This window comes from Streptomyces sp. Y7, assembly GCF_043195415.1.
Taxonomy (GTDB): domain Bacteria; phylum Actinomycetota; class Actinomycetes; order Streptomycetales; family Streptomycetaceae; genus Streptomyces.
In genome coordinates this window covers 66,038-84,653 of record NZ_JBIDDQ010000004.1, presented here as the reverse complement: position 1 = coordinate 84,653, position 18,616 = coordinate 66,038, and the positions used below count along the sequence as shown (strand labels likewise).

General features: G+C 70.4%; 15 protein-coding genes. 10 read left to right on the top strand and 5 right to left on the bottom strand.

The window, feature by feature from the left end; translation table 11 throughout:
* Nucleotides 1-83: 83 nt before the first annotated feature.
* On the bottom strand, nucleotides 84-1,355 hold the full coding sequence (locus ACGFW6_RS13895; RefSeq protein WP_393507979.1) for an extracellular solute-binding protein: 1,272 nt from the start codon (nucleotides 1,353-1,355) through the stop codon (nucleotides 84-86).
* A gap of 381 nt (nucleotides 1,356-1,736) precedes the next feature.
* On the opposite strand from ACGFW6_RS13895, the gene ACGFW6_RS13890 reads away from it, so the two are divergent.
* Both ACGFW6_RS13890 and ACGFW6_RS13885 read left to right on the top strand, forming a co-directional pair.
* Nucleotides 1,737-2,771, top strand: a complete 1,035-nt coding sequence (locus ACGFW6_RS13890; RefSeq protein WP_393507977.1) for a LacI family DNA-binding transcriptional regulator — start codon at nucleotides 1,737-1,739, stop codon at nucleotides 2,769-2,771.
* 142 nt (nucleotides 2,772-2,913) lie between these two features.
* The gene (locus tag ACGFW6_RS13885; RefSeq protein WP_393507975.1) at nucleotides 2,914-3,879 is read left to right on the top strand and encodes a phosphatase PAP2 family protein; all 966 of its coding nucleotides are present in this window, start codon (nucleotides 2,914-2,916) and stop codon (nucleotides 3,877-3,879) included.
* Between the two features lie 67 nt (nucleotides 3,880-3,946).
* Here the strand turns inward: ACGFW6_RS13885 and ACGFW6_RS13880 are convergent, their stop codons facing one another.
* Nucleotides 3,947-6,946, bottom strand: coding sequence for a bifunctional [glutamine synthetase] adenylyltransferase/[glutamine synthetase]-adenylyl-L-tyrosine phosphorylase (locus ACGFW6_RS13880; RefSeq protein ID WP_393507974.1), 3,000 nt, complete (start codon nucleotides 6,944-6,946; stop codon nucleotides 3,947-3,949).
* Nucleotides 6,947-7,105: 159 nt separating this feature from the next.
* Here ACGFW6_RS13880 and ACGFW6_RS13875 point away from each other — a divergent pair, with 159 nt between their 5' ends.
* Nucleotides 7,106-7,651, top strand: a complete 546-nt coding sequence (locus ACGFW6_RS13875) for a pyridoxamine 5'-phosphate oxidase family protein (protein ID WP_393507973.1) — start codon at nucleotides 7,106-7,108, stop codon at nucleotides 7,649-7,651.
* On the top strand, nucleotides 7,630-8,073 hold the full coding sequence (locus tag ACGFW6_RS13870) for a VOC family protein (protein ID WP_393507972.1): 444 nt from the start codon (nucleotides 7,630-7,632) through the stop codon (nucleotides 8,071-8,073). The genes ACGFW6_RS13875 and ACGFW6_RS13870 overlap by 22 nt, the downstream gene beginning before the upstream one ends.
* 89 nt (nucleotides 8,074-8,162) lie before the next feature.
* Here ACGFW6_RS13870 and ACGFW6_RS13865 read toward each other — a convergent pair whose 3' ends face one another.
* Nucleotides 8,163-9,524, bottom strand: coding sequence for a glutamine synthetase family protein (locus ACGFW6_RS13865; protein ID WP_393507971.1), 1,362 nt, complete (start codon nucleotides 9,522-9,524; stop codon nucleotides 8,163-8,165).
* 334 nt (nucleotides 9,525-9,858) lie between these two features.
* Here ACGFW6_RS13865 and ACGFW6_RS13860 point away from each other — a divergent pair, with 334 nt between their 5' ends.
* The gene (locus ACGFW6_RS13860; RefSeq protein WP_393507970.1) at nucleotides 9,859-11,049 is read left to right on the top strand and encodes a globin domain-containing protein; all 1,191 of its coding nucleotides are present in this window, start codon (nucleotides 9,859-9,861) and stop codon (nucleotides 11,047-11,049) included.
* A gap of 89 nt (nucleotides 11,050-11,138) precedes the next feature.
* On the opposite strand, the gene ACGFW6_RS13855 is transcribed toward ACGFW6_RS13860, so the two are convergent.
* On the bottom strand, nucleotides 11,139-11,573 hold the full coding sequence (locus ACGFW6_RS13855; RefSeq protein WP_393507969.1) for an Rrf2 family transcriptional regulator: 435 nt from the start codon (nucleotides 11,571-11,573) through the stop codon (nucleotides 11,139-11,141).
* Between the two features lie 174 nt (nucleotides 11,574-11,747).
* Here ACGFW6_RS13855 and ACGFW6_RS13850 point away from each other — a divergent pair, with 174 nt between their 5' ends.
* From ACGFW6_RS13850 to ACGFW6_RS13840, 3 genes are all read left to right on the top strand, one after another.
* Nucleotides 11,748-12,413: a DUF3105 domain-containing protein gene (locus ACGFW6_RS13850; protein ID WP_393507968.1), complete on the top strand. Its 666-nt coding sequence runs from the start codon at nucleotides 11,748-11,750 to the stop codon at nucleotides 12,411-12,413.
* Nucleotides 12,410-13,033, top strand: a complete 624-nt coding sequence (locus ACGFW6_RS13845) for a DUF305 domain-containing protein (protein WP_393507967.1) — start codon at nucleotides 12,410-12,412, stop codon at nucleotides 13,031-13,033. The genes ACGFW6_RS13850 and ACGFW6_RS13845 overlap by 4 nt, the downstream gene beginning before the upstream one ends.
* Nucleotides 13,034-13,177: 144 nt before the next feature.
* On the top strand, nucleotides 13,178-15,118 hold the full coding sequence (locus ACGFW6_RS13840) for a protease pro-enzyme activation domain-containing protein (protein WP_393507966.1): 1,941 nt from the start codon (nucleotides 13,178-13,180) through the stop codon (nucleotides 15,116-15,118).
* An 89-nt stretch (nucleotides 15,119-15,207) separates the two neighbouring features.
* Here the strand turns inward: ACGFW6_RS13840 and panB are convergent, their stop codons facing one another.
* A complete protein-coding gene (panB, locus tag ACGFW6_RS13835) occupies nucleotides 15,208-16,083 on the bottom strand; it encodes a 3-methyl-2-oxobutanoate hydroxymethyltransferase (protein WP_393507965.1) in 876 nt (291 codons plus the stop codon).
* A gap of 180 nt (nucleotides 16,084-16,263) precedes the next feature.
* Here panB and ACGFW6_RS13830 point away from each other — a divergent pair, with 180 nt between their 5' ends.
* Together ACGFW6_RS13830 and ACGFW6_RS13825 are read left to right on the top strand one after the other, a co-directional pair.
* Nucleotides 16,264-17,853, top strand: a complete 1,590-nt coding sequence (locus tag ACGFW6_RS13830) for an MFS transporter (RefSeq protein WP_393507964.1) — start codon at nucleotides 16,264-16,266, stop codon at nucleotides 17,851-17,853.
* An 83-nt stretch (nucleotides 17,854-17,936) separates the two neighbouring features.
* On the top strand, nucleotides 17,937-18,566 hold the full coding sequence (locus ACGFW6_RS13825; RefSeq protein ID WP_393507962.1) for a TetR/AcrR family transcriptional regulator: 630 nt from the start codon (nucleotides 17,937-17,939) through the stop codon (nucleotides 18,564-18,566).
* Nucleotides 18,567-18,616 lie beyond the last annotated feature (50 nt).

Here is an 18,616-nt window from a genome sequence, read left to right as displayed (position 1 = left end):
ACGGATCAGGGTGTACGGCGCGCAGCCGGGCGGCCGCCGGATCCTTCCCCCCATGATCAGGAGGATCCGGCGGCCACTCGGTACTACTTGCTGAAGTCCGGGACCAGCTTGGCGATGGAGGTCTCGACGGTGCTCAGACCCTTGTCCAGGGACTCCTTGCCACCGGCGATCTTCAGCAGCTCGGTGTCCAGCGGGCCCCACAGGGAGCTGTACTCCGGCAGCGCCGGGCGCGGCTGGGCGGCGGCGAGGACGCCCTGGTAGCCGGCGATGCCCGGGTCGGCCTTGACCTCGGTGGTGTAGGCGTCGTCGCGGGTGGGCAGCGTGTTGTTCTTCAGCGCGATGGTCTCCTGGGCCTTCGCCGAGGTCATGAAGTTCACGAACTTCAGCGCGGCCTTTTGGTGCGCCTCGTCGGAACCGGCGTAGACCGACAGGTTGTGACCGCCGGTCGGGGCGCCCGCCTTGCCGCTGGAGCCGGCCGGGACCGTGGCGATGCCGAGGTTGGCCTTGTCCTTGAACGCGGAACCCTTGTAGAAGTTGGTGATCTCCCACGGGCCCTGCATGATCGAGGCGACCTTGCCGTTGACGAACGCCTCCTGGATGTGGGCGTAGGCGTCGGCGGTGGTGTCGGCCTTGTGCAGGCCCTTGCCGTCGAAGAGGCTCAGCCAGGTGCCGTAGCCCTTCTTGGCCTCGGCGCTGTTGACCGTGATCTTCTTGGCGTCGGCGTCGACGGTGTCGGTGCCCTCGCCGTAGAGGAAGGTCTGGGCGTAGTAGGCCTGGGTGGAGCCCCAGTAGCCGTCGACGCCGGTCTTGTCCTTGATCGTGGCGGCGGCCTTCTTCAGGTCGTCCCAGGTCTTGGGGGCCTCGACGCCGGCCTTCTTGAACAGGTCCTTGTTGTAGACGAAGGCGAGGGTGTCCGTGGTGAACGGAACGCCGTAGACCTTGTCCTCGTACTTGGCCTGCTCGATCAGGCTGGGCTGGAACTTGGCCTGGTCGGCGAGGGCCTCGGTGCCGTCCAGCGGCAGGAAGAAGCCCTTCTTCGCGAAGGCGGGGGTCCAGCCGACCTCGGAGCGGAGGATGTCCGGGGCGCCCTTGGAACCGGCGGCGGTGTCGAACTTGTTCTGCGCCTGGTCGAAGGGGACGTTGACGTACTTGACCTTGATGTCCTTGTTGGCGGCCTCGAACTCCTTGACCAAGGCCTGGTACGTCGGCGCCTCATTGGTGGCGTTGGAGGTGTCCCACCACGTGAGGGTCACCGGTCCGCTCGAGTCGCTGCCACTGTCGTCCCCGCCGCCGCAGGCCGTCGCCGCCAGGGCGAGGGACGCCACCAGCGCGGTGGCCGCTATGCCACGCCGCATGAGTTCTCCTTGAGGGTGAAAGCCCGTGTGATGCAGGGACGGCCCCGTCTGCCGGCCCCTGCTGTCTTGCCGACTGCGCCGTTGCGGCCGCCGGGCGACGTGAACGTAACAGCGCTGAAAGACTTACGAAAGACCTTGCAGAAAAAAAGTGCAAGAGAACACGGAAGTTACCGGGGCGTGACCGCTGTGCGACCGCCGTGAGACGCTTCTTTACAGCGGTGGAGCGGCACTCGGGCCACTTGTGCAAGACTCTGCAAGCTCTTGCCATCACTTTCACGAGGGAGCGCGATGACGCAGCAGCCCGGGCGCGGCCGGCCAACAGGTCGCCCACGGCGTCCGATTGGTGTGCAAGGCGACATACGGCCGGTACAGTCCAGTGCCGTGACCACACGGCTTGCGGACATCGCTGCGCAGGCGGGGGTGAGCGAAGCGACCGTCAGCCGCGTCCTCAACGGGAAGCCGGGCGTCGCCGCCACCACCCGCCAGTCCGTGCTGGCCGCACTCGACGTGCTCGGCTACGAACGCCCCGTGCGTCTGCGCCAGCGCAGCGAGGGCCTGGTGGGCCTGATCACGCCGGAGCTGGAGAACCCGATATTCCCGGCCCTCGCCCAGGTGATCGGCCAGGCACTGACCAGGCAGGGCTACACCCCGGTGCTGGCCACCCAGACCCCTGGCGGCTCCACCGAGGACGAGCTCACCGAGATGCTCGTCGACCGCGGGGTGGCCGGCATCATCTACGTCTCCGGTCTGCACGCCGACACCACCGCCGACATGCAGCGCTACGAGCGGCTGCGCGCCCAGGGCGTTCCCTTCGTCCTGGTGGACGGCTTCTCCCCCAAGGTCCAGGCACCGTTCATCTCCCCCGACGACCGCGCGGCGATGACCCTGGCCGTGACGCACCTCGTCTCCCTGGGCCACACCCGCATCGGCCTGGCTCTGGGCCCCAAGCGCTTCGTCCCGGTCCAGCGCAAGATCGAGGGCTTCGTCCGCACGGTCCAGGACCAGCTGAACCTCCCCCCGGACGTCATCGAGACCGAGCTGATCCAGCACTCGCTGTACACGCTGGAGGGCGGCCAGGCGGCGGCCACGGCGCTCATCGAGCGGGGCTGCACCGCGGTGGTCTGCGCCAGCGACATGATGGCGCTGGGCGCGATAAGGGCGGCCCGCCGGCACGGCCTGGAGGTCCCCACGGACATCTCGGTCGTGGGTTTCGACGACTCCCCCCTGATCGCCTTCACCGACCCGCCGCTGACGACGGTCCGCAAGCCGGTCCCGGCGATGGGCCAGGCCGCGGTACGCACGCTGCTCGAGGAGATCGGCGGGACTCCCGCTCCCCACAGCGAGTTCGTGTTCATGCCGGAGCTGGTGGTGCGCGGTTCGACCGCTTCGGCACCCGGTGACAGGGTTCGTCCCTAAGTCGTCCGCAGGACGGAGAATCACCGTGCCCGCCCCTGCGTTGGTAGGAGAGCGGACCGGTCCGCGGGCCGTAGAACGTGCGTCCTGAACCCATCCGCGGGATGATCGGTCGGGGAAGTCTTTTCTGGCAGACTCTGTGCCTATGGGTGACGCGACCGTGACGACATTGGAGGGCCGGGAAGCGGCCGTTCTGCCCCCCGTCGCGGAAGAGACGGGGCGGGGACTCCTGCGCCGACTGCGCACTCCCCGCCGTCCACGTCTCTGGTTCGAGATCCTGCTGATCGCGGTGAGTTACTGGACGTACTCACTGATCCGCAACGCGGTCCCGGAACAGAGGGCGGAGGCCCTCCGCAACGCGGACTGGCTCTGGAAGCTGGAACACCACCTGGGCCTCGCCGTCGAGGAGTCGATCAACCACACCGTCAACTCGGTGACTTGGCTCATCGTCGGCATGAACTACTACTACGCGACGCTGCATTTCATCATCACCCTCGGCGTCCTGATCTGGCTCTACCGCAGCCACCCCGGCCGCTACGCGGCAACCCGCCTGGTCCTCTTCGCGACCACAGGCGTGGCCCTGGTCGGTTACTACCTGTATCCGCTCGCTCCCCCACGCCTGATGACCAACACGACCTTCATCGACACGGTCCTGGTCCACGACACCTGGGGCTCGATGGCTTCCGGCGACCTGAAGAACATGTCGAACCAGTACGCCGCGATGCCGTCGATGCACATCGGCTGGTCGGTCTGGAGCGGCCTGACGATCTTCGCGCTGGCACGGACCCCCTGGGTCCGGATCCTGGGCCTGCTCTACCCCGCGGCCACCCTGGTCGTGATCGTCGCGACGGCCAACCACTTCTGGCTCGACGCAGTGGGCGGCCTCATCTGCCTGGCCTTCGGCTACACGGTGGCACGCCTCTGGTACGGAGCGCTGCCGTACTCCCTGCCCAGGACGGTGCCCAAGCCGCACACGGCGGGAAGGGGCCGTGCCGGGGGGTGTCCGCCCGCAGCGGCGGGCGTCAAGGAACAGCACAGCCACTCCGACGGCAACCGCCCGACCGAGGACGGACACCCCCCGGCACGGCCCCGCACCACGACAAAACCGTAGGCACTCGACGCACCCCCACACGGCCACAGGCCGCCGCAGGCATCGATGCGCAACCACGAGCGGCGCGTCACCCCCCGTAGAACAGCTCCTCCACCACGCCCCGGGCCCGCCGAGCCGTACGCCGATACGCGTCGAGCATGTCCCCCACATGCCCCGGCTCGTACCCCAGATACCGCCCCACGGCAGCCAGCTCACGGGCGTCCGACGGAAACGTGTCCCCGGCCCGCCCCCGCACCAGCATCACGGCGTTGCGCACCCGCGTGGCCAGCACCCACGCCTCGTCCAGGATCCCCGCCTCCTCGGCCGGGAGGAACCCGGCCGCGCAGGCGGCGGCGAGCGCCTCCCGCGTCCGCGTCGTCCGCAGCCCCGGTTCGGCCCACCCGTGCCGCAGCTGGAGCAGCTGCACGGTCCACTCCACGTCCGACAGCCCGCCGGGCCCGAGCTTGGAGTGCAGCTTGGGGTCGGAACCGCGCGGCAGCCGCTCGGACTCCATGCGCGCCTTCAGCCGCCGGATCTCCCGTACGGCGTCCTCGCCGAGCCCCTCGGCGGGGTACCGCAGCGGATCGATCAGCTCGATGAACCGCTCCGCCAGCTCCGCGTCCCCCGCGACCGGCTCGGCCCGCAGCAGCGCCTGCGACTCCCACACCAGCGACCACCGCCGGTAGTAGGCCGCGTACGACTTCAGGGTGCGCACCAGCGGCCCCGACTTGCCCTCCGGACGCAGATCGGCGTCGATCAGCAGCGGCGGATCGGCGCTGGGGATCTGCAGCAGCCGGCGCATCTCCGAGACGACCCGGTTCGCGGCCGCGGCCGCCTCCTGCTCGTCGACGCCGTCCTGCGGCTCGTGCACGAACAGGACGTCGGCGTCGCTGCCGTATCCGAGCTCGTGCCCGCCGAACCGCCCCATGCCGATGATCGCGAACCGGGTCGGCAGGGTGTCCCCCCACCCTTCCCTAACCACCGCCCGCAAGGTGCCCGCCAGGGTCGCCGCGGTCAGGTCGGACACGGCGGCCCCGACCCGGTCCACCAGCGCTCCCTGGTCGGCCTCGGCGGGCTTGGTCTCGGTGCCGTAGGAGTCGACGATGTCGGCGGCGGCCGTACGGAACAGCTCACGGCGGCGTACGCCGCGGGCGGCCGTGACCGCCTGGGCGCTGCCGTCCGCGCGGCCCACGGCAGCGAGGATCTCCTGCTCCAGGTGGGCGCGCGAGCGGGGTTCGAGACCGGTGCCGCCGTCGCCGTCGCCGAGCAGCGCCACCGCTTCCGGTGCCCGCATCAGCAGGTCGGGGGCGAGACGGCCGGCCGACAGCACCCGGGCGAGGTTCTCCGCGGCGGCGCCCTCGTCCCGCAACAGCCGCAGGTACCACGGGGTCTTGCCGAGCGCGTCCGACACCTTGCGGAAGTTCAGCAGCCCCGCGTCCGGGTCGGCGGAGTCGGCGAACCACCCCAGGAGCACCGGCAGCAGCGTGCGTTGGATCGCCGCCTTGCGGGTGACGCCGGAGGCCAGCGCCTCCAGGTGGCGCAGGGCCGCGGCGGGATCGGCGTACCCGAGCGCGATCAGCCGCTCCCGCGCCGCGACGGCACTCAACTTCGCCTCACCCGGGGCGAGTTGGGCGACCGCGTCGAGCAGCGGCCGGTAGAAGAGCTTCTCGTGCAGCCGCCGTACGACACTCGCGTGCCGCCGCCACTCGCGGTTCAGCTCGGCGACCGGATCGACGCGCAGCCCGAGCGAGCGCCCGATGCGCCGCAGGTCGGCCTCGTCCTCGGGCACCAGGTGGGTGCGCCGCAGCCGGTAGAGCTGGATGCGGTGCTCCATGGACCGCAGGAAACGGTAGGCGGTGTCGAGCTGCGCGGCGTCCGCGCGGCCGACGTAGCCGCCGGCGGCGAGCGCCTGGAGGGCGTCCAGGGTGGTGCCGCTGCGCAGCGAGGCGTCCTCGCGGCCGTGCACCAACTGCAGAAGCTGTACGGCGAATTCGACGTCCCGCAGCCCGCCGGGGCCGAGCTTGAGCTGTCGGTCGACCTCGGAGACGGGGATGGTCTCGACGACCCGGCGCCGCATCTTCTGCACGTCGGCGACGAAGTTGTCCCGCTCGGCGGCCTTCCAGACCATCGGTTCGAGTGCGGCGACGTACTCCTCGCCGAGTTCGATGTCGCCGGCCACCGGGCGGGCCTTGAGCAGCGCCTGGAACTCCCAGGTCTTGGCCCAGCGCCGGTAGTAGGCGAGATGGCTGCTGAGGGTGCGCACCAGGGGGCCGTTCCTGCCCTCGGGGCGCAGGTTGGCGTCGACCGGCCAGATGGAGCCCTCGACGGTGGTCTCGGAGCAGATCCGCATCATGTGCGAGGCGAGTCTGGTCGCCGAACGCAGGGCCGTGGCCTCGTCGGCGCCGTCCGCGGTCTCCCCGACGAAGATGACGTCGACGTCGGAGACGTAATTGAGCTCGTGGCCACCGCACTTGCCCATCGCGATCACCGCGAGCCGGCACTGCGCGGCGTCCTCGGGCGCGGCGGCGCGGGCGATGGCGAGGGCGGCGCGCAGGGTCGCGGTGGCGAGGTCGGCGAGCTCGGCGGCGGTCTGGGCGAGGTCGGTGGTGCCGCACACGTCGCGCGCGGCGATGGACAGCAGGCAGCGCCGGTAGGCGACGCGCAGGGACACCGGGTCGCCGGCCCCGGCGAGGCCCTGCTCGAACTCCTCGACGCCGGGGTGCAGGTCGCGCGGCTCGTACATGGCGAGCGCCTGCCAGTCGCCGGGGTGGCGGGCGAGGTGCTCGGCGAGCGCGGCGGACGCGCCGAGCACGCCGAGCAGCCGGTCGCGCAGCGGCTTGGCGGCTATCACCGTGTCGAGCAGTTCCCGCCGGTCGGTGGCGTCGGGCTGGGCCTCGACGAGCCGGACGAGGCCGTCCAGGGTGAGGTCGGGGTCGGCGGTGGCGCCGAGGGCCTCCAGCAGCACGGGATCGTTGCGGATCGGCGCGAGCTCGGGGCTCTCCAGGAGCCGCTCGGCGGCCGACGGGTCGGTGAATCCGTGCCGCAGCAGCCGCGTGAAGGTACTGCTCCTGCGCCCCGGCGCCGTCATGCTCGCCCTCCCGTCCGATCGGGTCCGTACGCACCCGATCAAGGTCGTACGCGGTCGAGCCTAGCCGCAGACCCTGGAAGTGGCGCCGATGAGTTCCGGCGGCGCGAGCGGTCTCCCCTGTGGCGGAAGAGGTCCGGCGACACATCTGGAGGACGGCCGATGACCGACAACCAACCACAGACCCGACTGGACACGCGCTACAGCGACGACAAGGCCGTCGCGATCCCCTGGCCGGAGGCGGAGAAGCTGCTGACCGAGGCCGAGCTGTTCTGGATCTCGACGGTACGGCCGGACGGGCGTCCGCATGTGACCCCGCTGCCGGCGGTGTGGTCGCGGGGCGCGCTGCACTTCTGCACGGGCCCGGAGGAACGCAAGGCGAAGAACCTCGCGCAGAACCCGAACCTGGTGCTGACGACCGGCACGAACCTCTGGAACGAGGGCTACGACCTGGCGGTGGAGGGCGCCGCGGAACGCGTCACCGACGACGCCCGGCTGCACGAGCTGGCCGTGGCGTGGCAGACGAAATACGGCCCCTTCTGGCACTTCGAGGTGCGGAATGGTTCCTTCCACCACGGATCCGGACATGCCTACGTGTTTTCGGTGGCGCCACGTACGGTTTTCGGCTTCGGTAAGGGTGAGCCGTTCAGCCAGACCCGCTGGCGCTTCACCTTGGAGGACCCCCTATGGACTTCACCCTCGAAGTGATCCCGTTGCCCGTGAGCGACATCGACCGGGCCCGCGACTTCTACCGGGACAAGGTCGGCTTCCACGTCGACATCGACCAGGAGGTCATGCCGGGCATGCGCATCGTCCAGCTGACCCCGCCGGGTTCCGGGTGTTCGATCGCCCTCGGCGACAGCATCTGGGACATGACCAAGGGCGAGACCAAGCCGGAGCCCGGCTCCTACCAGGGCCTCCAGCTCTGCGTGGCCGACATCAAGGCGGCCCACGCGGAACTGACCGAACGCGGCCTCGACATCGCCGAGCCGGTCCAGTACACCCCCGACGACGGCGCCACCTTCATGTACTTCACCGACCCGGACGGCAACGGCTGGTCGATCCAGGAGTACCGCCGCCGCGCCACGGAACCGCTGCACCAGTTCCTGTCCCAGCAGGCATCGGGCTGACCGACCCGCCAAGGGGTGCGGGGAACCGCGCGACAGGCCCGCACCTGGGCCGCACGCGCCGGCAAACCCGCCCCCTCGGCGATCAGCCCTTACAGCACCGGCAGGTTCTTCCGCAGTTCGAAGGCCGTGACCTCGCTGCGGTACTCCTCCCACTCCTGGCGCTTGTTGCGCAGGAAGAAGTCGAAGACGTGCTCGCCCAGGGTCTCGGCGACCAGGTCGCTGTTCTCCATGAGGGTGAGGGCTTCGCCGAGGTTCTGCGGGAGGGGCTCGATGCCCATGGCGCGGCGTTCGGCGTTGGAGAGGGCCCAGACGTCGTCCTCGGCGCCCGGCGGAAGTTCGTAGCCCTCCTCGATGCCCTTCAGGCCCGCCGCCAGCAGGACGGCGTAGGCCAGGTACGGGTTGGCGCCGGAGTCGATGGAGCGGACCTCCACGCGCGCGGAGCCGGTCTTGCCGGGCTTGTACATCGGGACGCGGACGAGGGCGCTGCGGTTGTTGTGGCCCCAGCAGATGTAGGAGGGGGCCTCGCCGCCGGCGCCGGCCGTGCGCTCGGAGCCGCCCCAGATGCGCTTGTAGGAGTTCACCCACTGGTTGGTGACGGCCGAGATCTCCGCCGCGTGCCGCAGCAGGCCCGCGATGAAGGAGCGGCCGACCTTGGAGAGCTGGTACTCGGAGCCCGACTCGTAGAACGCGTTGCGGTCGCCCTCGAAGAGGGACAGGTGCGTGTGCATGCCGCTGCCGGGGTGCTCGGAGAAGGGCTTCGGCATGAAGGTGGCCTGCACCCCCTGTTCCAGCGCGACCTGCTTCATGACCAGGCGGAACGTCATGATGTTGTCGGCCGTGGAGAGCGCGTCGGCGTAGCGCAGGTCGATCTCCTGCTGGCCCGGCGCGCCCTCGTGGTGGGAGAACTCGACCGAGATGCCCATGGACTCCAGCATGGTGATCGCCTGGCGGCGGAAGTCCATGCCGATGTTCTGCGGGGTGTGGTCGAAGTAGCCGGAGTTGTCGGCCGGGGTCGGGCGGGTGCCGTCGAGCGGGCGGTTCTTCAGCAGGAAGAACTCGATCTCCGGGTGGGTGTAGAAGGTGAAGCCCAGGTCGGAGGTGCGGGCGAGCGCGCGCTTGAGGACGTAGCGCGGGTCGGCGAAGGACGGGGAGCCGTCCGGCATGAGGATGTCGCAGAACATGCGGGCCGTGCCGGGGGCCTCCGCGCGCCAGGGCAGGATCTGGAACGTCGACGGGTCCGGCTTGGCGATCATGTCGGACTCGTATACGCGGGCGAAGCCCTCGATCGCCGAGCCGTCGAAGCCGATGCCCTCGTCGAAGGCCTGCTCCAGCTCGGCGGGGGCCACGGCCACGGACTTGAGGAAGCCCAGCACGTCCGTGAACCACAGGCGAACGAAACGGATGTCGCGCTCCTCCAACGTCCGGAGCACGAACTCCTGCTGCTTGTCCATCTTCCGCTTCCCCATCCTTGCTGGTCAGGCCGCCTGTCTCCGGGTCCCGCAGGAGGCGGTCGGGCACCTGAGCATCACACCACAACACCGTTTCGGGCGCGTTGCGGACCTTGATCGCCAGGGCGACCGCGGGTCGAACGTCCGGCCTACGACAGGTGTCCCGCCACGGCCGCGGTATGCCGGTGTACTGCTCCGTCGCCCATCTTGCCTGCTCGGACCCCCATGCGTAATGCCCGGCCCCTCAGGACCCACCCCGCTTTAATTTGCATCTTGGATGCAAGTTTTAATGGAGGCACTCGACCCGAGCACTCGAACCCGAGCCCGAGGAGACCCGATGCTGTCCGAGCAGTCCGCCACCACCGTCCGTGCCACCCTCCCCGTCGTCGGCGGGGCCATCGGTGAGATCACCGAGCGCTTCTACGCCGGGCTCTTCGCCGCCCGTCCCGAGCTGCTGCGCGACCTGTTCAACCGCGGCAACCAGGCGGCCGGCACCCAGCGCCAGGCGCTCGCGGGATCGATCGCCGCGTTCGCGACGCACCTCGTGGCCCGCCCCGACGAGCGGCCCGACGCGATGCTGAGCCGGATCGCCCACAAGCACGCCTCCCTGGGCGTCACGGCGGAGCAGTACGCGCTCGTCCACGAGCACCTGTTCGCCGCCATCGCCGAGGTGCTCGGCGAGGCCGTCACGCCCGAGGTCGCGGCCGCCTGGGACGAGGTCTACTGGCTGATGGCGAACGCGCTGATCGCCATCGAGAAGCGGCTGTACGACGAGGCCGGCGGGAACGAGTGGCGCGAGTGGGAGGTCGTCGCGCGCGTCGAGGAGACCGCCGACGTCGCCACCTTCCGGCTGCGCCCCGCCGACGGCCGTCCGGCCCCCGGTTTCCGGGCCGGGCAGTACGTCTCGGTCCAGGTGGAGCTGGCGGACGGAGCCCGGCAGATACGCCAGTACAGCCTCTCCGCCGCCCCCGGCTCCCCGCTGCGCCAGTTCAGCGTGAAGCGGGTGCACGGCGAGGCGGGCCCCGACGGCGAGGTCTCCCACCACCTCCACGCGCGCGTGGAGGTGGGCGACCGGCTGCGCCTGTCGGCGCCGTACGGCGATCTCGTGCTCACCGACCTCGACGGCGACGCGCCGCTGCTGCTCGCCTCGGCCGGTATCGGTGTCACACCGATGGTCGCCATGCTGGGTCAGCTCGCCGACCAGGGGCACCAGGGCCCGGTGCTGGTCGTGCACGGCGACCGCTCCCCCGCCGAGCACGCCCTGCGCGCGGACCACGAGGCGTACGCGGGGAAGCTCGCGGACGCCTCGGTCCACTTCTGGTACGAGGCCGGCGCCGAGGCGGCCCACCGCACCGGCCTGGTCGACCTCACGGACGTGGACGTACCGCGGGGCACGCGCGCGTACCTGTGCGGTCCGCTGCCCTTCATGCGGGCGGTGCGGACGCAGCTGATCGGCAAGGGCGTGGCCCCCGCCGACATCCACTACGAGGTGTTCGGACCGGACCTCTGGCTGGCGCAGCAGGGCTGAGGCGGCACCGACGCGAGGCGCGCGGCGTGAGGGCCGTCGTCCTCAGGCCCCCGGACTCAGGGCACGCAAGGCTCACCGGCCCCCGGGCCTCAGGGCGCGCGGCCGATCTGGAGCAGCAGGGGGCCGGTCGGGTCCGCGGTCACGTCGGCCACCGTCAGCGGGTCCAGCGAGGCGAAGAACGCCTCCTGGGCCCGCCGCAGCGCGCCGCGCAGCCGGCACGCGGAGTTGAGCGGGCAGGGGTGGTCGCCCTCGCACTCGACGACGTCGCCCTCCCCCTCGAAGGCGCGCACGATCGCGCCGACCGAGGCCGTGCGGCCCCGGTCGCTGAGCGAGAGCCCGCCGCCGCGCCCCCGGCGGGCGACGACGAGACCCATGTGCTGGAGCTCGGCGACGACCTTGGCGGCATGGGTGTACGGCACCTCCATGCCCGCCGCGACCTCCCGGGTCGTCGGCGTGGCGTCCCCGAGGACGGCGAGCCGCATCAGCAGGCGCAGGGCCAGATCGGTGGAGCGCAACAACCGCATGTCCGGAAGCGTAGATAATGCGCATTCGCGGTTCAACATATCGATCGGCGGGCGGCCACCCGGAGGCCGGTGTCGCCCCGATCCGGCCTTTCCCCAGCCCTCTCTACGAGAAGTCACTCCTTCCCCATTACGATCAGCGGACCCGACCGTCCCTTGCCAAGAAGGACAACACTCATGGGCTCCGCCAAGAACCAGAGCAACGCGGCACGCAAGGCTCGGATAGAGGAGATGCGGCGTGCCGAGCGTGCCCGTGAGCGGCGCAACCGCATCCTCACGATCGCGGCGAGTGTGGTCGTCGTCGCCGGTCTCGTCGTCGGCGGTGTCGTCCTCGTCCAGTCGCAGTCCGACAAGAAGGACGAGCCGCAGGCCGACAAGAAGACGACCGGGAAGTTCGTCGCCGGCGCGGACGGCGTGAACACCTGGAAGGGCACGCTGGCGAGCACCCATGTCGAGACGGCCGTGAAGTACCCGATGAACCCGCCGGTCGGCGGCAACCACCACCGCGCCTGGATGAACTGCAACGGGGACGTCTACACCAAGGAGCTCCGCAAGGAGAACGCCGTGCACTCGCTGGAGCACGGCGCGGTGTGGGTGACGTACACCGGCAAGGCGTCCAAGTCCGACATCGATGCGCTGGCGGCGAAGGTGAAGCAGACGCCGTACACCCTGATGAGCCCGGACGAGAGCCAGAAGGACCCGATCATGCTCAGCGCCTGGGGGCACCAGCGCACCGTGACGAGTGCGAGTGACCCGAACGTCGGCAAGTTCTTCGAGACCTACGTCCAGGGTGAGCAGACGCCCGAGCCGGGCGCGGCGTGCACGGGTGGTCTGTCGGAGTGAAGCAGCACGTCGGGTGGATCGCGGGGACGGCGGCGGCCGTACTGGTCGCGGTCGGCGCGCTCACCTACGCCGTGGCCGAGGACGGCGGTTCGAGCGGGACGCCGGTCGCCGACTCGGCGGACGCCGGATTCGCGCGGGACATGGCGGTCCACCATCAGCAGGCCGTGGAGATGTCGTACATCGTGCGGGACCGCACCGATGACGAGGAGGTGCGGCGCCTGGCGTACGACATCGCGCAGACGCAGGCCAACCAGCGCGGCATGATGCTGGGCTGGCTGGATCTGTGGAAGCTGCCCAAGGTGTCGTCGAAGGCGCCCATGGCCTGGATGGGCATGAGCGGCATGGCCCCCGGCGAGGACGGCGCGCTGATGCCGGGCATGGCGACCAACACGGAGATGAAGAAGCTGGGGACGCTCAGCGGCAGGCAGGCCGAGGTCTTCTTCCTCCAGTTGATGACGGCACATCACAAGGGCGGCATCCACATGGCGGAGGGCTGCCTCGACAAGTGCCGGGTCGACGTGGAGAAGCGGCTCGCGCGGACCATGGTGAACGGGCAGCGCTCGGAGATCGACCTGATGGCCGACATGCTGAAGGAGCGGGGCGCCGAGCCACGGCCGTGACCTTTCCGGCGGTCGGTGAAATGGCCTTGTCATTAACGTAGTTGGAACCTTCTTGAGCCGCGCATTCCCCTCGCGTGAACGGTTCGTCGCTTAAGTGGCCACCGTCGGGTGATCCACTCGCACACGAATCGCACAGGGGGTTCCATGAGATCTCGACGTGCCGCGCTGCGCGCCTCGATGAGTCTGGCGGCGACACTGCCTCTCCTCACCGGCGCGCTGGCACTCGGCATACCGGTGGCGCACGCCGCCGACGGCGCGGGCCGTGACCGGCTCGCCGGCACCAAGCCCGTGTGGGCCACGGCCCGGGCGGACGAGGGCGCGACCTCGGACAGCGCACGGGTCTCCGCGCGGGTCTACCTCGCGGGCCGCGACGCGGCCGGCCTCGCCGCGTACGCGAAGGCCGTGTCGGACCCGGCCTCGGCGTCCTACGGCAAGTACCTCAGCGCCGGGCAGGCGCAGGCCCGCTTCGGCGCGACGAAGGCCCAAGTGGCCGCCGTCAAGAGCTGGTTGAGGGCCGCGGGGCTGAAGGTCACCGGTGTCACGCAGCACTATGTCGCCGTCAGCGGCGATGTGGCCGCCGCGGAGAAGGCGTTCGGCACCCAGCTGCACGACTACACCAAGGGCGCCCGGACCTACCGCGCCCCGGCGACGACCGCCTCGGTGCCGGATGCCGTGAAGGACGCGGTCCTGACCGTCACCGGCCTCGACAACGCGCCGCACCTGGCGAGTCACCGGGACCAGCTCCCGCCGCCGGAGACGGTGTTCCGCAACGCCGGGCCGTTCTCGACGTACCACGGCTCGAACGTGGCGAAGACGCTGCCGGACGCGTACGGCACGAAGGTCCCGTACGCCGTGAAGGGCTACACCGGCAAGCAGCTGCGGGCCGCGTACGGCGCCGGCAAGCGCACCGGCAAGGGCGTGCGCATCGCCATCACCGACGCGTACGCCTCCCCGACGATCGCCTTCGACGCCGCCACCTACGCCAGGCGCAACGGGGACGCGGCCTGGAGCACCGGTCAGCTGCGGCAGGTCCTGCCCGCGAAGTACACGCGGACCAAGGAGTGCTCGGCGGCCGGCTGGTACGGCGAGGAGACCCTGGACGTCGAGTCCGCGCACGCGGTCGCGCCGGGCGCGCAGATCACGTACGTGGGCGCCGCCTCCTGCTACGACGAGGACCTGCTCGACTCACTGAGCAAGATCGTCGATCACCATCTCGCCGACATCGTCTCCAACTCCTGGGGCGAGACCGAGGACGCGCAGACGCCGGACCTCGCGGCCGCCTACGACCAGGTCTTCCAGTTCGGCGCGGTCGAGGGCATCGGCTTCTACTACTCCTCGGGCGACGACGGCGACGAGGTGGCCGCCAGCGGCATCAAGCAGACGGACATCCCGGCGAGTTCGGCCTGGGTGACGGCGGTCGGCGGCACCTCGCTGGCGGTCGGCAAGGGCGAGAAGTACCTGTGGGAGACCGGCTGGGGCACGCAGAAGGCGACCCTGTCGGCCGACGGGAAGAGCTGGACCGACTTCCCGGGCGCGTTCACCTCGGGCGCGGGCGGCGGCACCAGCAGGACGGTCGCCGAGCCCTACTACCAGCAGGGCGTCGTCCCGCCCGCGCTGGCGAAGGCCAACAGCGCCGACGGCAACCGGGTGGTGCCGGACATCGCGGCGATCGCCGACCCGAACACCGGGTTCCTGGTGGGGCAGACGCAGACCCTGCCGGACGGCAGGACGCAGGCCTACGACGAGTACCGGCTCGGCGGCACCTCGCTGGCCGCGCCGGTCGTCGCGGCCGTGCAGGCCCTCGCGCAGGAGGCGGCCGGCAAGCCTCTCGGCTTCGCCAACCCCGCGATCTACGCGCGCTACGGCTCGAAGGCGTACCACGACGTCACGGACAACCCGACGGGCTCCGGACTCGCGGTGGCCCGCGTCGACTTCGTCAACGGCTATGACGCGACGGGCGGTCTGAGCACGTCCGTGCGCAGCCTCGGCAAGGACAGTTCGCTGAGCGCCGTGAAGGGCTACGACGACGTGACGGGCGTGGGCACGCCCGCGGGCGGCTACGTGGAGTCGTACAACCGCCGCTGATCACCGGCACAGGAAGGCGCCCCGCCGACGGGGGAAGATCGGCGGGGCGCTTGGTGCCGCAGTGGTTCAGGGGTGGCGGCCGGCCGGGCTCAGTGGACGGAGTGCTCGTCCAGCGGGAACGTGCCGCCGACGACGTCCTCCGCGAACGCCTTCGCCGCGTCGCCCATGGCCCGGCGCAGGTCGGCGTACTGCTTGACGAACTTGGGGACGCGGCCGCCGGTCAGGCCCATCATGTCCGTCCAGACCAGGACCTGGGCGTCGGTCTCGGGGCCGGCGCCGATGCCGACGGTCGGGATGTGCAGCACGCGCGTCACCTCGGCCGCCAGCTCCGCCGGCACCAGCTCCAGGACGACCGCGAACGCGCCCGCGTCCTGGACCGCCTTGGCGTCCCTCAGCAGCTGCTGGGCCGCCTCCTCGCCGCGGCCCTGGACGCGGTAGCCCATGGCGTTGACGGACTGCGGGGTCAGGCCGATGTGCGCCATCACCGGGATGCCGGACTCGACGAGCAGCTCGATCTGGCGGTGCGAACGCTCGCCGCCCTCCAGCTTGACCGCGCCGACGCCGGCCTCCTTGACCAGCCGGGTCGCCGAGCGCAGCGCCTGCACCGGGCCCTCCTGGTAGGAACCGAAGGGCAGGTCGCCCACGATCAGGGCACGGGAGGTGCCGCGTACGACGGCCGCCGAGAGCATGGTCATCTCGTCGAGCGTCACGGGCACGGTGGTCTCGTAGCCGAGGTGGCAGTTGCCCGCCGAGTCGCCGACGAGCATGACCGGGATGCCGGCCTCGTCGAACACGGACGCGGTCATCGCGTCGTAGGCGGTGAGCATGGGCCACTTCTCGCCCCGCTCCTTGGCGAGGGCGATGTCCCGAACAGTGATGCGCCGAGTGCCCTTGCCCCCGTACAGCGCCTTGCTGCCGTCGGAGGTCTTCGCCTGAGGCGTCTGGGCAGCCGAAAGCTGCGTCATTGCAACGGCTCCTTCTGTCATCTCGAGGCGCCCTGACGGCGTCCCCGGATCTCCTCCATGGTGGCACTTCGTGCCGGACTGGGCCAGGCCCCCTCGTGTGAGATCCACCCCGCGTAAGTTCTCGGTAAGAAATTAAGATACGAGACGGTTCCGTATCGAAAATCTCCTAGGCTCGACAGCATGACTTCTCCCGTCCCTGACACCGGCTCCCGGATACCGGAGGCGGTGCACCGGCGCCGCTGGGCGATCCTCGGTGTGCTGATGCTCAGCCTGCTGATCGTCGTGCTGGACAACTCCATCCTGAACGTCGCCATCAAGACCATCTCGACCCCCGCGCCGACCGGCCTCGGCGCCACGCAGAGCGAGCTGGAGTGGGCGATCAACGCCTACACCCTCGTCTTCGCGGGCCTGCTGTTCAGCGCGGGCATCCTCGGCGACCGGCTCGGCCGCAAGAAGGTGCTGCTCGGCGGCCTCGCCGTGTTCGGCATCGGCTCCGCCCTCGCCGCGTTCTCCGGCTCCCCCGGCGAGCTGATCGGCTTCCGCGCGGTGATGGGTCTCGGCGCGGCCTTCGTCATGCCGGCCACCCTCGCGGTGCTGATGAACGTCTTCGAGCGGGACGAGCAGCCCAAGGCCATCGGCATCTGGGCCGGCGGCGTCGGGCTCGCCATCGCCATCGGCCCCATCACGGGCGGGGTGCTGCTCGACCACTTCTGGTGGGGCTCGGTCTTCCTCATCAACGTGCCGATCGTGCTGCTCGCGCTCGCGCTGATGCTGTGGCTGGTCCCGGACTCGCGCGACCCGAAACCCGGCCGTATCGACCCCGTCGGCGTGGTGCTCTCCGTCGTCGGCCTGGTCCTGCTGGTCTACGGCATCATCAAGGGCGGCCAGCTCGCCGACTTCACCGATGTGACGGTCCTCGCGACGATCGGTGCCGGTCTCGCCGTCCTAGCCGCCTTCGTGGTGTTCGAGAAGCGCAGCGACCATCCGTCCATCGACATCACGTACTTCCGCAACAAGGTCTTCTCGGCCGCGATCGGCGTCATCGCGCTGGTCTTCTTCGCGCTGATGGGCGTGACCTTCTTCTCGGTCTTCTACACCCAGAGCGTGCGCGGCTACTCGCCGCTGGAGACCGGTCTGCTGATGCTGCCGCTGGCCGCCGCCCAGATGATCTTCGCGCCGCGCGCCCGGCTGCTGGTCGACCGGTTCGGCAACCGGGCCACCACGACCGGCGCCATGCTGCTCATCGCGCTCACGCTGGCCGCGTTCGCGACCTTCGAGGCGGACACCCCGATCTGGCTGCTGGAGGTCGTGTTCTTCCTCATGGGCGCCGCCATGGCCCACATCATGACGCCGATCAGCGTCGTCATCATGCAGGCCCTGCCCCGCGAGAAGGCCGGTTCCGCCTCCGCGCTCAGCAACACCTTCCGCCAGGTCGGCGGCGCTCTCGGCATCGCCGTCCTCGGCTCGGTCCTGTCGACGGCCTACCGCAACGACATTGAGGGCCGGCTCACGGCGCTGCCTGCCGGCGTACGGCACACGGCGGGCGAGTCCATCGAGGCCACGCTCGGCGTCGCCGACCGGCTCGGCCCGCGCGGCGAGGCCCTCATCGGCCCGGCGCACGACGCGTTCCTGCACGCCATGCACATCACGGCGCTCTGGGGCGCCGGCATCGCCGTGCTCGGCGCGGTCGTCGTGGCGCTGTTCCTGCCGGGACGGCCCGCCGCGGCCCGGAAGGGCGAGGAGGAGCGGGAGTTGGTGGCCTCGGAGTAGTGGAACGCGCTCGTGCGGCCGGCGCGCGCCACGGTGCCGTAACCGGGGGACAATCAGCACAGCCCACGGAAAGGACCGACCAAGTGAGCCTCGCCGACAGCCATCCCCGGCCGGGCGGCCCCGGCCGGGGCCGCCCCCGCAGCGAGGCCGTGGAGCGGTCCATCATCGAGGGCGTCATCAGACTGCTGGAGGAGGGCGTGCCGCTCGCGGAGCTGTCCATCGAGCGCATCGCCCGCACCGCCGGCGTCGGCAAGGCCACCATCTACCGCCGCTGGAACGGCAAGGAGGAGCTCTTCGTCGACGTCGTACGGGCCGCCGAGCCCCCGGACCCCGAACTGCCCGGCACCTCGGTGCGCGACGACCTCGTGACGCTGCTGGAGCAGTTGCGCCAACGCGGCCTGATGACCCGCTCGTCGGTGCTGATGCACAACGTCATCGCCCAGATGAAGCGCAGCCCGAAGATCTGGGACGCCTACCACTCGATCGTCGTCGAGCCACGGCGCAGGACACAGCACGCGATCCTGCGCCGCGGACAGGAGGGCGGCGAGCTGCGGACGGACATCGACGTCGACGTGATGAACGACATGATCTTCGGCCCGATGCTGGTGCGTGCCGTCATGCGCCCGGACGCCGATCTCCCCGAAGGGCTGTCGGAGCAGATGGTCGACGCCGTCCTCGAAGGTCTACGGCCCGTCAGTTCACCGACTCCGTAGCACGCATGTGCGCGTTTCGTCACAGAGCGCGCTTTCACCCCACGTGACCG

Excerpts from the sequence above, each read along its gene's own strand:
- panB (WP_393507965.1), bottom strand. The coding sequence starts at position 16,083 with ATGACGCAGCTTTCGGCTGCCCAGACGCCTCAGGCGAAGACCTCCGAC.
- ACGFW6_RS13840 (WP_393507966.1), top strand. The coding sequence starts at position 13,178 with ATGAGATCTCGACGTGCCGCGCTGCGCGCCTCGATGAGTCTGGCGGCG.
- ACGFW6_RS13880 (WP_393507974.1), bottom strand. The coding sequence starts at position 6,946 with ATGACGGCGCCGGGGCGCAGGAGCAGTACCTTCACGCGGCTGCTGCGG.
- ACGFW6_RS13850 (WP_393507968.1), top strand. The coding sequence starts at position 11,748 with ATGGGCTCCGCCAAGAACCAGAGCAACGCGGCACGCAAGGCTCGGATA.
- ACGFW6_RS13875 (WP_393507973.1), top strand. The coding sequence starts at position 7,106 with ATGACCGACAACCAACCACAGACCCGACTGGACACGCGCTACAGCGAC.
- ACGFW6_RS13830 (WP_393507964.1), top strand. The coding sequence starts at position 16,264 with ATGACTTCTCCCGTCCCTGACACCGGCTCCCGGATACCGGAGGCGGTG.
- ACGFW6_RS13865 (WP_393507971.1), bottom strand. The coding sequence starts at position 9,524 with ATGGACAAGCAGCAGGAGTTCGTGCTCCGGACGTTGGAGGAGCGCGAC.
- ACGFW6_RS13855 (WP_393507969.1), bottom strand. The coding sequence starts at position 11,573 with ATGCGGTTGTTGCGCTCCACCGATCTGGCCCTGCGCCTGCTGATGCGG.
- ACGFW6_RS13895 (WP_393507979.1), bottom strand. The coding sequence starts at position 1,355 with ATGCGGCGTGGCATAGCGGCCACCGCGCTGGTGGCGTCCCTCGCCCTG.
- ACGFW6_RS13885 (WP_393507975.1), top strand. The coding sequence starts at position 2,914 with ATGGGTGACGCGACCGTGACGACATTGGAGGGCCGGGAAGCGGCCGTT.
- ACGFW6_RS13870 (WP_393507972.1), top strand. The coding sequence starts at position 7,630 with ATGGACTTCACCCTCGAAGTGATCCCGTTGCCCGTGAGCGACATCGAC.
- ACGFW6_RS13860 (WP_393507970.1), top strand. The coding sequence starts at position 9,859 with ATGCTGTCCGAGCAGTCCGCCACCACCGTCCGTGCCACCCTCCCCGTC.